This window comes from Gluconacetobacter sacchari (assembly GCF_014174255.1).
Classification (GTDB): Bacteria; Pseudomonadota; Alphaproteobacteria; order Acetobacterales; family Acetobacteraceae; genus Gluconacetobacter; species Gluconacetobacter sacchari.
Window position 1 is genome coordinate 234,219 of record NZ_JABEQJ010000002.1, and the last position, 14,206, is coordinate 248,424.

14 protein-coding genes are annotated in these 14,206 nt (G+C 66.3%); 7 read left to right on the forward strand and 7 right to left on the reverse strand.

Annotated elements, in window-relative coordinates; translation table 11 throughout:
* Window positions 1-47: 47 nt before the first annotated feature.
* On the reverse strand, window positions 48-1,253 hold the full coding sequence (locus HLH48_RS02810) for a molybdopterin molybdotransferase MoeA (RefSeq protein ID WP_182995974.1): 1,206 nt from the start codon (window positions 1,251-1,253) through the stop codon (window positions 48-50).
* A gap of 159 nt (window positions 1,254-1,412) precedes the next feature.
* Between HLH48_RS02810 and rpmG the strand changes: the two genes are divergently transcribed.
* Window positions 1,413-1,580 (forward strand): 50S ribosomal protein L33, encoded by a 168-nt coding sequence (gene rpmG / locus HLH48_RS02815; RefSeq protein WP_114728317.1) that lies wholly within the window; start codon window positions 1,413-1,415, stop codon window positions 1,578-1,580.
* Window positions 1,581-1,671: 91 nt separating this feature from the next.
* On the opposite strand, the gene HLH48_RS02820 is transcribed toward rpmG, so the two are convergent.
* Window positions 1,672-2,001, reverse strand: a complete 330-nt coding sequence (locus HLH48_RS02820; RefSeq protein ID WP_182995975.1) for an FtsB family cell division protein — start codon at window positions 1,999-2,001, stop codon at window positions 1,672-1,674.
* Between the two features lie 117 nt (window positions 2,002-2,118).
* Window positions 2,119-3,399, reverse strand: a complete 1,281-nt coding sequence (gene eno, locus HLH48_RS02825; protein WP_182995976.1) for a phosphopyruvate hydratase — start codon at window positions 3,397-3,399, stop codon at window positions 2,119-2,121.
* Window positions 3,400-3,575: 176 nt separating this feature from the next.
* Here eno and HLH48_RS02830 point away from each other — a divergent pair, with 176 nt between their 5' ends.
* Window positions 3,576-4,049: a DUF3429 domain-containing protein gene (locus HLH48_RS02830; protein WP_182995977.1), complete on the forward strand. Its 474-nt coding sequence runs from the start codon at window positions 3,576-3,578 to the stop codon at window positions 4,047-4,049.
* A 19-nt stretch (window positions 4,050-4,068) separates the two neighbouring features.
* On the opposite strand, the gene kdsA is transcribed toward HLH48_RS02830, so the two are convergent.
* The 4 genes from kdsA to tpiA form a co-directional block, all read right to left on the reverse strand.
* A complete protein-coding gene (gene kdsA, locus HLH48_RS02835) occupies window positions 4,069-4,899 on the reverse strand; it encodes a 3-deoxy-8-phosphooctulonate synthase (RefSeq protein WP_182995978.1) in 831 nt (276 codons plus the stop codon).
* Window positions 4,896-6,527, reverse strand: coding sequence for a CTP synthase (locus HLH48_RS02840; protein WP_182995979.1), 1,632 nt, complete (start codon window positions 6,525-6,527; stop codon window positions 4,896-4,898). Before HLH48_RS02840 ends, kdsA begins: the two co-directional genes overlap by 4 nt.
* Window positions 6,528-6,632: 105 nt before the next feature.
* The gene (secG, locus tag HLH48_RS02845) at window positions 6,633-6,974 is read right to left on the reverse strand and encodes a preprotein translocase subunit SecG (RefSeq protein ID WP_182995980.1); all 342 of its coding nucleotides are present in this window, start codon (window positions 6,972-6,974) and stop codon (window positions 6,633-6,635) included.
* 35 nt (window positions 6,975-7,009) lie between these two features.
* Window positions 7,010-7,753 (reverse strand): triose-phosphate isomerase, encoded by a 744-nt coding sequence (tpiA, locus tag HLH48_RS02850; protein ID WP_182995981.1) that lies wholly within the window; start codon window positions 7,751-7,753, stop codon window positions 7,010-7,012.
* Window positions 7,754-7,983: 230 nt separating this feature from the next.
* Here tpiA and HLH48_RS02855 point away from each other — a divergent pair, with 230 nt between their 5' ends.
* From HLH48_RS02855 to trpC, 5 genes are all read left to right on the forward strand, one after another.
* Window positions 7,984-9,915 carry a peptidylprolyl isomerase gene (locus HLH48_RS02855; protein WP_182995982.1) on the forward strand — a complete coding sequence of 644 codons (1,932 nt, stop codon included), beginning with the start codon at window positions 7,984-7,986 and terminating at the stop codon, window positions 9,913-9,915.
* Window positions 9,912-11,480: an anthranilate synthase component I gene (trpE, locus tag HLH48_RS02860; protein ID WP_182995983.1), complete on the forward strand. Its 1,569-nt coding sequence runs from the start codon at window positions 9,912-9,914 to the stop codon at window positions 11,478-11,480. The genes HLH48_RS02855 and trpE overlap by 4 nt, the downstream gene beginning before the upstream one ends.
* Window positions 11,481-11,623: 143 nt before the next feature.
* A complete protein-coding gene (locus tag HLH48_RS02865; RefSeq protein WP_182995984.1) occupies window positions 11,624-12,220 on the forward strand; it encodes an anthranilate synthase component II in 597 nt (198 codons plus the stop codon).
* 6 nt (window positions 12,221-12,226) lie between these two features.
* Window positions 12,227-13,342, forward strand: a complete 1,116-nt coding sequence (trpD, locus tag HLH48_RS02870) for an anthranilate phosphoribosyltransferase (protein WP_182995985.1) — start codon at window positions 12,227-12,229, stop codon at window positions 13,340-13,342.
* 2 nt (window positions 13,343-13,344) lie between these two features.
* The gene (trpC, locus tag HLH48_RS02875) at window positions 13,345-14,205 is read left to right on the forward strand and encodes an indole-3-glycerol phosphate synthase TrpC (protein WP_182995986.1); all 861 of its coding nucleotides are present in this window, start codon (window positions 13,345-13,347) and stop codon (window positions 14,203-14,205) included.
* Window position 14,206: the final 1 nt, after the last annotated feature.

Below are 14,206 nucleotides of genomic sequence, written 5' to 3' on the forward strand. Positions count from 1 at the left end.
GGTTGTGTTCTATATTGGTTCCTGCCCGTCCGTCAATATCATTGCGCTCAGATCGAGAGCGTATCCAGCCTGACCACGCGGCACGATTCGCCCGCCCGCGCCGGCGGAGCGAAAGGCGGTCGCAGGATCAGGGCCTGGCTGCTGGCCAATATGTGCAACATCGCCGAATCCTGCCGGTCGAAGGCGGTTGCGACCAAGCTGCCATCCGGCACGCGGGACAAGGTGGCGCGCAGATAATCGGCCCGGCGGTCGTTCTCCGGCAGGTCGCCCCCAAGGATCGCCCGATCCTCGGGCAGGCACCGTTCCTGGTGCCCCGCCAGCGCGCGGATCGCCGGCAGCGCGAAGATCAGGCCGCAGACCAGGGCCGCCACCGGATTGCCGGGCAGCCCGAGGACCGGAACCCGGCCGATCCGGCCATGCATCAGCGGCTTGCCCGGGCGCATCGCGATCTTCCAGAAATCGACCGTCAGCCCGATCCGTTCCAGGCCCTGCTGCACCAGGTCGTAGCGGCCGACGCTGGCGCCGCCCACGGTCAGCAACAGGTCGGCGGTTTCGATTCCCTGCGCCAGGCGTGCGATGTCGGGCGCGGTATCGCGCGCGGCCGGCAGCATCACCGGCTCGCCGCCGCAGGCGCGCACCAGGGCGGCGAGCATCGGGGTGTTGGAATTGGCGATACCGCCCGGAGCGATCGGGTCGCCCGGCAGCGCGATTTCATCGCCCGTGGAGAGAATGACGACCACGGGGCGCCGCCGCACGGCGACCCAGGCATGATTCGCCGCCGCCACCAGGCCGATATCGCGCGCCGTGAGCGCGCGCCCGGCCGGGACGACCATTTCGCCCCGGGCGAAATCCTGGCCTCTCCGGCGGATATGCTGCCCGACGCCTGGTGTGGCGGCGACCGTGACCCGCTCCGCATCCTGCCGCGCGTTTTCCTGGATCAGGATCGCGTCGGCGCCCTGGGGAACCACGCTGCCAGTATAGAGTCTGACGGTCTCACCACTTCCGACCCGGCCGGGGAAGGGATGGCCTGCCGGACCTTCACCCACCAGCGACAGGACGTTGCCCGGCGCGCAATCCTCCGCGCGGACGGCGTAGCCGTCCATGGCGGACATATCGGCGGGCGGATTGTCCAGCCGCGCGGCAATGTCGGCGACGGCGATTCGTCCCCATGACTCGGCCAGGGATACCAGTTCCGGCCCCGTGGGCACGAGGTCTGCCAGGATACGCGCCTGGGCTTCGGCGACACTCAGCATCGGTCCCAATTCTCCCGTGTTCGACGGTCAGGCACATATATCTGCGCGATTCGTGCGACTAACGCTTGACCTCGGGGCTCTGTATGCGCATTTTCCGCCGACTTGAACCACTGCTGCACCTGATTGTTCCAGCAGCGGCGGAGCAGTGCTGAGGATTCCATGGCCAAGACCAACACCATTCAGATCAAGCTCGTCTCGTCGGCGGACACCGGGTATTTCTACGTCACGAAGAAAAACGCCCGTGCCCAGACCGGCAAGCTCGAAATGCGGAAATACGACCCCGTCGCGCGCAAGCACGTGGCCTTCCGCGAAGCGAAGATCAAATAATCCATCCGGTTCCGCGCCTCGCGTGCGGGCTGGACATGAAGAAGGCCGGGCATCCGCAGGGTGCCCGGCCTTCCTTGTTTTCAGGCACCCTTTAGAACAGCCGGTCGTGCGGTCCGTAGGGGATGACGAGTTCACCGGGCCGCGCCAGATTCAGCATCGCACGCGACCGTTCGTCCAGCGTGTCGCGGTCCAGCGCCTTTTCCTTCAATCCGTTGACCCTGCGGGCCCAGGCAGCCTGTTCCGACACCGCGTCCACCTGGGCGGCGCGGGCCTCGTCCAGCAGATGCAATTGCGCCTGATAGCTGTGGATCCCGTGATCGCCATGCATGGCGTTCACCCCGAAATAGGCGGTCAGGCCAATGAACAGGGCAGGGGGGACGACCATACGGACGGTCCGCCGCACAATCCGGCCGATCTGCATGGACGGTCTTTCTCCCGGTTTCCGCAAGGAATCGTTGGAATAGCTTACTATTCCCGATTCGGCGGCCGCTGGAAACTGTTTTCCGCGTTGCGCCGCCGAATCGGGTTGCTGGCTTGGTCAGGCCGTCTTCAGGATCGACCGGCCGGCATAGCGGGCGGCGGTCGCCAGCTCGTTCTCGATTCGGATCAACTGGTTGTATTTCGCCGTCCGGTCGGAACGCGACAGCGAACCGGTCTTGATCTGCCCGCAATTGGTCGCCACCGCCAGGTCGGCGATGGTCGAATCCTCGGTCTCGCCGGAACGGTGGCTCATCACCGCCGTGTAGCCCGCGCGATGCGCCATCTCGACAGCTTCCAGCGTTTCGCTGAGTGTGCCGATCTGGTTGACCTTGACCAGCAGCGAATTGGCGACGCCGGCCTTGATGCCGCGGCGCAGGCGATCCGGATTGGTCACGAACAGATCGTCACCGACCAACTGGACTGTCTTGCCCAGCGTCGCCGTCAGGGCGGCCCAGCCTTCCCAATCGTCTTCCGCCAGTCCGTCCTCGATCGACACGATGGGGTAGCGCGCCGCGAGATCGGCCAGATATCCGATCATGCCGGCCGAATCGAGGCTCTTGCCTTCGCCTTCCATGACATAGCGGCCGTCGTGGTAGAATTCGGTCGAGGCGCAATCGAGCGCGAAGGTCACGTCCTCGCCCGGGCGATACCCGGCTGCCTCGACCGCCTTGGTGATGAAGCCCAGCGCCTCGTCGGCCGATTTCAGGCCGGGGGCGAAGCCGCCTTCGTCGCCGACATTGGTGTTGTGGCCGGCCGCCGACAGGTTCTTCTTGAGCTGGGCAAAGATTTCGGAACCCACGCGCACCGCGTCGGCCAGGGTGGGCGCGCCCACCGGCTGGATCATGAATTCCTGGATATCGATCGGATTGTCGGCATGCTGGCCGCCATTGACGATGTTCATCATCGGCACCGGCAGGGTACGCGCGTAGACGCCACCGACATAGCGATAGAGCGGAACCTGCAATTCCTCGGCTGATGCCTTGGCGACCGCCAGCGACACCGCCAGGATCGCATTGGCGCCCAGCCGAGCCTTGTTGGGCGTGCCGTCCAGATCGATCATCGCTTCGTCGATCGCGATCTGGTCGGACGATTCGGCGCCTTGCAGGGCTTCGAGGATCTCGCTCTCGATATGTTCCAGCGCCTTGAGCACACCCTTGCCGCCGTAGCGGGACTTGTCGCCGTCACGCAGTTCGACCGCCTCGTGCGCGCCCGTCGACGCGCCGGACGGGACGGCGGCCCGGCCTTTGGCGCCGGACTCGAGTTCGACATCGACCTCCACGGTCGGGTTGCCGCGACTATCCAGGATTTCACGCGCGACGATATCGACGATAGCACTCATGGATCTAGCTTCCTCGGTTTATGACTATTGGGCCCGTTGCAGGTCAGGCAGCGACATGCAACGGCGGCCGGGAAATCGTTCCCGACATGCCTGGCAGGATTCATCTGCCGCCTGTGATCGGTATCATGGGCAAGCGGCGAGCCACGCGATAATAGCAGGGCTGGAGGAAGATAAACATGAAACGCCTGCCCCTTCCAACGGTTCTGATGGGAATTGTCAGCCCGCTTCCGGCCATTGTCCTCGCGGTCGGGGGGCTGTTTTCAACCGCCGACGTGCCGGGCACGACCATGGGCCTGGTAGAATATGCCGCCCTGCTGCTGGCTTTCAGCGGCGCGGTCCATTGGGGACTGGCACTGGACCGGCCGACGTTGATCACGGGCAAGCGGCTGGATACGCGGCGCGACGACCGGCGGCTGATGATCGGGGGACTGCCGCTGCCGGTCGGCTGGGTAGCGTGCCACGCGACCTTCCTGGGCCATGTCACGCTCGGGCTTGCCGCGCTGATGGCGGGATTTTTCGGGCTGTTTCTGGCGGAGCGGGCGGCATGGCGCCGGGGCGAACTGCCGTCGGGCTATCTGGCCCTGCGGCTGTGGGTCACCGCGATCTTCATGGCCTGCCTGGGGCTGGCCATGCTGATACGCCTGGCCTGACCCCGAGTGCGACGACGGATCAGGCGCCCTTGGTCAAACGATCGTAACGGGCCAGGCGCTCGACCAGGGGTTTCATTTCGCGGATCGGAATCATGTTCGGGCCGTCGCTGGGGGCGTGGTCCGGATCCTGGTGCGTCTCGATGAACACCGCCGCCACCCCGATCGCCAGCGCGGCGCGGGCCAGAATGGGGGCGTATTCACGCTGTCCGCCCGACGATCCGCCCAAGCCGCCAGGCTGCTGGACCGAATGGGTGGCATCATACACCACCGGATAGCCGGTCTCGGCCATGATCGGCAGGCCGCGCATGTCGTTGACCAGCGTGTTGTAGCCGAAACTGGTGCCGCGCTCGCACAGCATGATCCGCTCGTTGCCCGTCGAGGCGATTTTGGCCGCGACATTCTTCATGTCCCACGGCGCCAGGAACTGCCCCTTCTTGACATTGATCGCCGAGCCGGTTTCGCCCGCCGCCAGCAGCAGGTCGGTCTGGCGGCACAGAAAGGCCGGAATCTGGAGTATGTCGACGGCCTGGGCCACCGTCGCGCATTGCTCGGCCGCATGCACGTCGGTCAGCACCGGCACGCCGAACCGCTCGCGCACCCGGGCCAGGATTTCCAGCCCCCTGGCCATGCCGACCCCGCGTTGCGCGCCGATGCTGGTGCGATTGGCCTTGTCGAACGAGCTTTTATAGATCAGCCCGACCCCGGTCTCCTGCGCGATCGCGCACAGCGCCTCGGCCATTTCCATGGTGTGGGATTCGGATTCGATCTGGCACGGACCGGCGATCAGGACGAAGGGGCGGTCGTTGCCGACCGCGAGATCTCCGATCTTCAACAGACGGTGGTCGGTCATACCAGGCGCATCTTCTTGACCGCCGCGCCGACGAAGCCGGAGAACAGCGGATGCGGATCGAAGGGCTTGGACAGCAGCTCGGGGTGATACTGCACGCCGATGAACCAGGGATGATCGGGATATTCGACCACTTCGGGCAGGATATCGTCGGGCGACATGCCCGAGAAGCGCATGCCGGTCTTTTCCAACTGCTCGCGGTAATGGACGTTGACCTCGTAGCGATGGCGATGCCGCTCGCGGATGTCGGTTCGGCCATAGATCCCGGCCACGCGCGATCCCTCGGCCAGCTTGGCGGGGTAGGCGCCCAGGCGCATCGTCCCGCCCAGATCCCCACCTTCGCGCCGGCGCAGCAATTCGTTGTTGCGTGCCCATTCCGTCATCAGGCCGACGAGCGGTTCCCCGGTCGGGCCGAACTCGGTCGAGGAGGCGTCGGGCAGGCCCGCCAGATTGCGGGCACACTCGATGACGGCCATCTGCATGCCGAAGCAGATACCCAGGAATGGAATATCATGCTCACGCGCGAAGCGCACGGCCTGGATCTTGCCTTCCGCGCCACGCTCGCCGAATCCGCCGGGCACGAGAATCGCGTGGACGTTGTGCAGGGCTTCCAGCGCGTCTTCCGATTTCTCGAAGGTCTCGGCCTCGACCCAGTCCAGCCTGACCCGCACCCGGTTGGCGATGCCACCATGCAGCAGGGCCTCGATCAGGGATTTATAGGCGTCCAGCAGGGCGGTATATTTGCCGACGACCGCGATCCGGACCTCGCCCTCGGGGTGGCGGATGGCGTCGAGCGCCCGGTGCCAGCGCGACAGGTCGGGCTCCTGGTCGAAGGGCAGGCCGAAATGGCGCAGGACTTCGGTGTCCATGCCTTCGGCATGGTACGAGATCGGGCAGGCATAGATCGTGTCGACATCCAGCGCCGCGATCACGGCCTCGGAACGGACATTGCAGAAATTGGCGATCTTGCGCCGTTCGGCGTCGGGAATCGGCCGGTCCGACCGGCACAGCAGCATCTGGGGCTGGATGCCGACATTCTGCAATTCCTTGACGGAATGCTGGGTCGGCTTGGTCTTCAGTTCGCCGGCCGAGGGAATCCATGGCAGCAGGGTCAGGTGGACGAACATCGTCTGCCCGGCGCCCAGGTCGTTGCGCAACTGGCGAATGGCCTCGAGAAACGGCAGGCTTTCGATATCGCCCACGGTGCCGCCGATTTCGACCAGCACGAAATCCAGGTCCTCGGTGCCCGCGACCACGGCATCCTTGATGGCGTCCGTGATGTGGGGAATGACCTGCACCGTGGCGCCCAGATAATCGCCGCGGCGCTCGCGCGCGATCACGTCCGAATAGATCTGGCCTGTGGTGGCGTTGTCGGCCCGCGTGGCATGAACGCCGGTAAACCGCTCGTAATGGCCGAGGTCGAGATCGGTCTCCGCGCCATCGTCGGTTACGAAGACCTCGCCGTGCTGATACGGGCTCATGGTGCCCGGATCGACGTTGAGATAGGGATCGAGCTTGCGCAGCCTGACCTGGTATCCGCGCGCCTGCAACAGCGCCGCGAGGGCTGCGGAGGCGATGCCTTTACCGAGGGAGGAAACCACGCCGCCAGTGATGAATACAAAACGCGTCATGGATGGCCTCCCTACACCGTTTCGACCTGCCGGGCAAAGCGAATAACCGTCGCCTGTGCCCTGATAAAAAAAGGCTGCCTTCCGTGGGGAAAGGCAGCCGATCCTTCAGTGCGTGGCCGTGGGGGCCGTCGGAGCCGGAGCAGGCGCCGGAGGGCTGGCCGGGGTGACCGCCGCCGGTGCGGGCGGCTGGGCCAGGATGTCGTGGCCCCCGCCGGTCGAGGCGCCGCGATTGAGCACCGCCAGCGTCAGCGACAGCAGCATGAAGATGCCGGCCAGAACCGAGGTGGTGCGCGTCAGCAGATTGGCCGTGCCGCGCCCGGACATGAAGCTGCCCATGCCCTGGCTGCTGCCGATTCCCAGGCCGCCGCCCTCGCTGCGCTGAATCAGGACCGTCCCGATCAGGGCCAAGGTGACGAACAGGTGCAGGAAAAGCAGGAGGGTGATCATTCTCGACTTCCGAAAGGGCGGCGCAGACAGACCGTTTACAGATCAATGGCGGCGCGGACAATCGGCAGAAACGCATCGGCCTCCAGGCTGGCGCCCCCCACCAGCGCGCCGCCGACCTCCGCGATCGGCAGGATGTCCGAGGCGTCGCGCCCGCTGACCGATCCGCCATAGAGAATCCGGGTGGTCTTGCCGGCCTCGCCGAACTGCCGCGTCAGTTCGGCGCGAAGGAAGCCCATCATGTCCGCGATGTCCTGGACCGGGGCCGGCACGCCGGACCCGATGGCCCAGATCGGCTCGTAGGCCACGATACCGTTGAAATTGTCGGGCAGCGAACCCTTGATCTGCCAGCCGACGGCGTCCTGATATTCGCCGGCGGCGCGCTGGTCGGCGCTCTCGCCGACACAGACGATCGGCGTCAGGCCGGCGGCCATCGCCGCGAGCGCCTTCTCGCGCACCGTCTCGTCCAGTTCGCCATGGTCGCGCCGCCGTTCGGAATGGCCGAGAATGACATACTCCACCCCCAGTTCGGCCAGCATGCTGGCCGAGATGTCGCCGGTATGCGGGCCGGACGGCGCAGGATGGCAATCCTGGGCGCCCAGAGCGATGCCCGTGCCGTTCAACAGGGGACCAAGGACCGCCAACTGGGTAAAGGGCGGGCAGACCACGACCGGCGGGGGGTTGGGCGTGGCGCGCAGGCCGTCCGCGATCGCGCTCACGAGCGCGCGCGACGGGGCGCTCAGGCCGTTCATCTTCCAGTTGCCGACGATCATCTGCCTCATGTCGCTTGATCCCTATATTTATTTTATATTGCAGGGCCGTTGCGCCGCCCGGTTGCGGATTCATGGTACATCATGGGCGCCACGCCTGCACAATGGCCATGTGACGACGCGGCACCCGCGTACAGGGTTCTGGTCAATCGCGGGGCGTATCCCTATGGTGCCCCGCCGAATATGGCGGCCATCCGGCCGCCGCACGCGCCTGTACCGCCTTCGTCCGGATATTGTCGTTCATGATTTCCTTCCTGCGTCACGTCTTCGTCGATTCCTGGCTCGGGCGTATCATCGCCGGCCTGCTGTTCCTCGCCTTCGTCGGTTGGGGTGTGGGCGATGTCCTGTCGAATATCGGCAGCGAGCGCGCCGATGTCATCGCGCGGGTGGGCGATCAGACCGTCACCACCAACGATTTCCTCACGGCGGTGCAGAACGAATTGCAGCAGGTCGCGCGCCAAGCGGGCGTGACCGATCCGTCCCAACTGCCGGTCGCGACCAGGCGCCAGGCGGCGGAACAGGTGCTGCAACGGCTGGTGATGCAGTCCGAGATCGTGCTGTCGGCGGACAGGCTGGGCGTGCGGGTGCCCGACCAGGCGTTGCGCGAGGAAGTCTTCGGGCTGCCGGCCTTCAAGGGGGTCGACGGACGATTCGACCGCAAGCTGTTCGATTCGCGCCTGCGGCAGATCGGCATGACCGAGGCCCGCCTCCTGGACCTGCTCCGCGCGGACATGGCGGTGCGTGCGCTGGTCGAGCCGCTCCAGAACGGTGCTCGCGCGCCGGAAATCATGGTCCGCCAGGCATTCGATTTCGCTGCCCAGACCCGGACCATCGATCTGGTCCGCGTTCCGCTGACCGCACAGGTGCCCGCGCCCGACGCCGCGCAGCTTCGCCGGTTCTACGACAACCATCCCTGGCTGTTCCAGACGCCCGAATACCGTCATGCGCGCATCGTCGTGCTGTCGCCCGACAGCGTGGCACAGTCGGTCGAGATCCCCGATGCCGAACTGAAGCGGCTATATGAGGCTGAAAGCGCGAAATATCACGTCCCCGAGACCCGCAGCGTGCAGATCGTAACCGCGCCGAACCAGGCCCGCGCCCAGGCGATCGCGGACCAGTGGAAGGGAGGCGCCGACTGGGGCCGCATCCAGGCCGACGCCAGGGATGCCGCCACGGTGCAGATGGATGATGTCCGCGAGGCGGGCATTCCGTCCGCGGGGCTGGCGAAGCTGGTCTTCGCCGCTGCGCCGTCCGACCTCCAGGGACCGGTGCAGGTCGATACAGGCTGGGTCGTCTTCAAGGTCACGCGGATCACCCCGCCGCACGATACCGACTTCGCCGCGGCGCGGCAGGAACTGCGCGAGCAGGTCGCCCGCGGGCAGGCAGCGGAGTTGATCGGCCAGCGCGTATCGAAGCTCCAAGATGCGATTGCCGGCGGCGGGCTGGACCATATTCCCGACAATCTGGGGGCCGCCGCGATTGCCGGCACCCTGGACGCGCGGGGCATGACGCAGGGGGGCGAGACCGCGCCGATCCCGGCCTCGCCCGCGCTGCGCCAGGCGATCATCGGAAGAATCTTCAGCCAGGCGAAGGGCGCCAACCCGACCCTGGTCCAGGGGCCGGAGAATGGCTGGTACGCGGTCGCGGTCGACAGCATCGTGCCCGGGCAGCTTCAGCCGTTCGATACCGCCATCGCCCAGGTGCGCGCGGCATGGAACGACGAGGCCGAGCGCCATGCGGCCAATGTCGCGGCCACCGCGCTGTATCTGGCCGCCAAGGCGCAAGGAGGCGTGTCCGCCGCCGCTGCCGCCACCGGCCGGCAGGTCGAACATCCTGCGCCGCTGACGCGCGGGCAGCAGGCCGATGGCGTGCCCGAGGAACTGGCGCGACTGGTCTTCCGCCTCGGTTCCACCGGGCAGACCGTCATGCTCGACGAGCCCGACGGCTTCTATATCGCGACGCTGACCGCGATCACGCATCCCGCGCCCGCGACCCAGGCCATGCAGGTCGACCGCATCCGCACCAGCCTGTCGCAGGCCCTGGCGGATGATATCGGAATGTCGTACGCCGCCGCCCTCCAGCAGGCGGTAAAGCCCAAGACCAACATGGGCGCGCTGAAATCCGCCCTGTCCTCGGTGACCGGCACGGGCGGTGCCGGCGAGGGCAGTCCGTGACCGCCGTCGTTCCGACCCTTCCCGCCGCCCCGACGCCGGCGGATCGCGAGGAGGCCCTGTCCGCGCTGCGGCTCGGGCACGGCAGCGTGGTGTGGAGTGTCGAGGCCGCCGACCTGCTGACGCCGGTCGCGGCCTATATGCGGCTGTCGCGTCTGGCCGGTGCCACGGAGACGGACCCGGCACGGAACGCCTTCCTGCTGGAGAGCGTCGAGGGCGGGGTGGCGCGCGGCCGCTATTCGGTCATCGGCCTGCTGCCGGATCTGATCTGGCGCTGTCATGACGGCAAGGCCGCGATCAATATCGCGCCCGACCGCGATGCGGACTGTTTTACCCCGGTTGCCGAGGCGCCGCTGGATTCGTTGCGCGCGATCATCCGCGACTGCCGGATGGCCCTGCCGGCGGGGTTGCCGCCGATGACGGCCGGCCTGTTCGGCTATCTGGGCTACGACATGGTGCGGCAGATGGAATATCTGCCCGACAGTCCGCTAGACGACCTGGATCTGCCCGAAGGGGTCATGATCCGCCCCGGACTGTTCGCCATCTTCGACACGGTGCGGGATGAACTGATCCTGGCGGCGCCGGTCCGTCCGGACCCGGATCGCGCGCCCGAACAGGCATGGCAGGCGGCGGCGGAACGGATCGCCCTGGCGCGCAGGACGCTGTCGGAACCCCTGACGCTGAACGAGGTCCGGCCGGACTATACCGGCCCGCTGGACCCTCCGCGCTCGAATTTCACACGGGAGGCATTCTGTGCCACCGTCCGACGCATTCAGGATTATATCGCGGCCGGCGACGCCTTTCAGGTCGTGCCCAGCCAGCGTTTCTCGACCCGGTTCACCCTGCCGCCGCTGGCACTGTACCGGGCCTTGCGCCGGATCAACCCGGCACCGTTCCTGTTTCATCTGGCCTTTGACGGCTTCAGCCTCGTCGGTTCCTCGCCCGAGATTCTGGTGCGTCTGCGCGACGGGCGGATGACCGTGCGGCCTCTGGCCGGCACGCGCCCGCGCGGCCGCACGAACGAGGAGGACCTGGCGCTGGAGCGGGACCTGCTGGCCGACCCGAAGGAACTGGCCGAGCATCTGATGCTGATCGACCTGGGCCGCAACGACGTGGGGCGCGTCTGTGAGATCGGCAGCGTCAAGGTCACGGAGAAATTCGTGATCGAGCGGTTCAGCCACGTCATGCACATCTCATCGAATGTCGAAGGCACGTTGCGGCCGGGGCTGGAAGCGCTGGACGCGCTGGTCGCCGGGTTTCCGGCCGGCACGCTGACCGGGGCCCCGAAGATCCGGGCGATGGAGATCATCGACGAGGTCGAGCCGACCCGCCGCGCCACATATGCCGGGTGCATCGGCTATTTCGGCGCGAACGGCGAGATGGACACCTGCATCGGCCTGCGGATGGCGGTCGTCAAGGACGGGCAGATGCATGTTCAGGCCGGATGCGGAGTGGTCGCCGACAGCGTGCCCGACGCCGAATACGAGGAAACCCAGCACAAGGCCCGCGCGCTGTTTCGCGCGGCCGAAGCGGCGGTGCAGTTCGCGCGCGGTGGCAACGCGGAATGACCGCGTTGCTGGCGCTGGTCATAAAGTTACGTAATGTTCGGCGTTTTTGTAACAAATGACTCAATTTGCGAGAGTATGTATTATTTCGATGAAATTCTGAACTGTCGTTTGACCCGATTGGAACAGAAGGCCATCATATCGCCATGATCCTGCTGATCGACAATTACGACAGTTTCACCTTCAATCTCGTCCATTATCTGGGCGATCTGGGGGAGGAATGCCTCGTGCGCCGGAACGATGCGCTGGCGGTCGATGAGGCAATGGAACTGAATCCCGAGGCGATCGTCCTGTCGCCGGGTCCGTGTTCGCCGAACGAGGCCGGGATCTGCTGCGACCTGATCCGCCGCGCGGTCGGGCATGTGCCGATTTTCGGGGTCTGTCTCGGCCATCAGGCCATCGGGCAGGTCTTCGGTGGCACCGTGATACGGGCCCCGGCGCCCATGCATGGCAAGGTCAGCCCGGTCTTCCATGACGGCACCGGAGTCTTCGCCGGGCTGCCCAGCCCCTTCCAGGCGACCCGTTATCACAGCCTGACGGTCGAGCCCGACACTCTTCCGCCAGACCTGGTGCCCGACGCGCATACCGGGGACGGCGTGATCATGGGGCTTCGCCACCGCGCGTTGCCGATCTTCGGGGTGCAGTTTCATCCTGAGAGCATCGCATCTGAACATGGTCATGCGATCCTGGCCAATTTCCTGGCGATCACGCGAGGCCTCAATTCGCCGCGAAAGGCGGCCTGACCGAAGATGGATGGCACGCCGTCACCGATCGTCGACCCGTCCGACGCGTTTCGGGCCGTCCTGGGCCGGCTGGCGCGTGGTGAGATCCTGAACGAAGCCGACGCCGAGCAGGCTTTTGGCCTGATCATGGATGGCGGTGTGCCGGACATGCTGATCGCGTCCTTCCTGATGGCGCTGCGGGTGCGGGGCGAGCGGCAGGTCGAGCTTCTGGGAGCCGTCCGTGCCGTGCGCGCGCGCATGCATGGCGTCACGCCGGTACCGGCGGGCACGATCGATGTCTGCGGGACCGGCGGCGACGGGCTGGGCACGCTGAACATATCGACCGCCGTCGCGTTCGTGCTGGCTGCCCTGGGCGTGCCGGTGGCCAAGCATGGCAACCGGGCCTTGTCGTCGCGTTCGGGGGCCATCGACGTGCTGGGGGCGTTGGGCGTGGCGCTGTCGGACGATCCGGCGGTGATCGCGGCGCAACTGAACGATACCGGCCTGGCCTTCATGGCGGCACCGGCGCACCATCCGGCCATGCGCTATGCGGCGCCCGCGCGCAAGGCGCTGGGGATGCGGACGCTGTTCAATCTCATCGGGCCATTGTGCAATCCCGCCGGCGTCACGCGTCAGTTGGTCGGGGTGTTCGATCCGTCCTGGTTGCGTCCGGTCGTCGAGACGCTCAAGCTTCTCGGCTCGGAGCGGGCCTGGGCCGTTCATGGATCATGTGGCGTGGGGCAGGGGGTCGATGAACTGACATTGGCCGGCCCGACGGCGATCGCGGCCTTGCAGGACGGCATTCTGTATGATTTCACTCTGGAACCCGGCGATGCCGGCTTGCGCCCGGCGCCGATTTCAGCGATCGGAGGCGGCGGTCCGGCGGAAAACGCCGTCGCGCTGGAAGCTCTTCTGGCCGGTGCCCATGGCGCGTATCGCGATACCGTGCTGTTGAACGCCGCGGCGGCGCTCCATGTCGCCGGCCGTGGGGACATTCTGCAAGAAGGCGCCGTGCAGCGCCCGGCGTTGCGGGCGCTGATCGCGGAGGCGGCGCGTGTTCTGGATGACGGGTCCGCGCTGGCTGTTTTAAAATCCGTGCGCGGTGACCGGCCGTCCGTACAAGACGAATGCATACAGGGTTGATTATGAACGATACCGCGACGAATCTCACCCCGGGCGCGTGCGGCACCATCTTGGATCCGGATGGAATTCCGGATGTTCTCGCGCGTATCTGTGCCCGGACCAGGGTGGATGTCGCGCAACGGGCGACCGTGACCCCGTTGAAGGAAATCACGGCCCGCGCCCGGGAGATCACCACGCCGACCCGTGGTTTCGGCCAGGCGCTGAAGCAGCGGACGGCGGACCGGCAGATCGGATTGATCGCGGAAGCCAAGAAGGCCTCGCCATCGGCCGGCATCCTGCGTCCGGACTATGATCCCGCCGGGATTGCCGCCGAGTATGAAACGGCCGGTGCGGCCTGTATCTCGGTGTTGACCGAGGGGTCGTGCTTTCATGGCTGCGCGGAAGATCTCCAGCGGGTGCGCGAGGCCTGCTCGCTGCCGATCCTGCGCAAGGATTTCATCCTCGATCCCTGGCAGGTGCATGAAAGCCGCCTGATCGGCGCGGATTGCATCCTGCTGATCCTGGCGGCCCTGACCGACAGCGAGGCAGCGGAATTGCTGGATATCGCGCGCGGACTGGACATGGACGTGCTGGTCGAGGTGCATGACGAGCCCGAACTGAATCGTGCCCTGGCGCTGGATACGTCGCTGATCGGGATCAATAACCGCAATCTCAAGACATTGAAGACCGATCTTGAGACAACGATTCAGCTTGCTCCGCTGGTGCCGCCGGACCGGATCGTGGTGTCGGAGAGCGGGATCAAGACCCATGAAGACATTCTCCGGCTTTGCGACGTCGGCGCAAGCGGCTTTCTGGTCGGCGATGTGCTACTGCGCAATCCCTCGCCGGGCGCGGGTGCGCGCGCCCTGCTGGGCACCGCCTGAG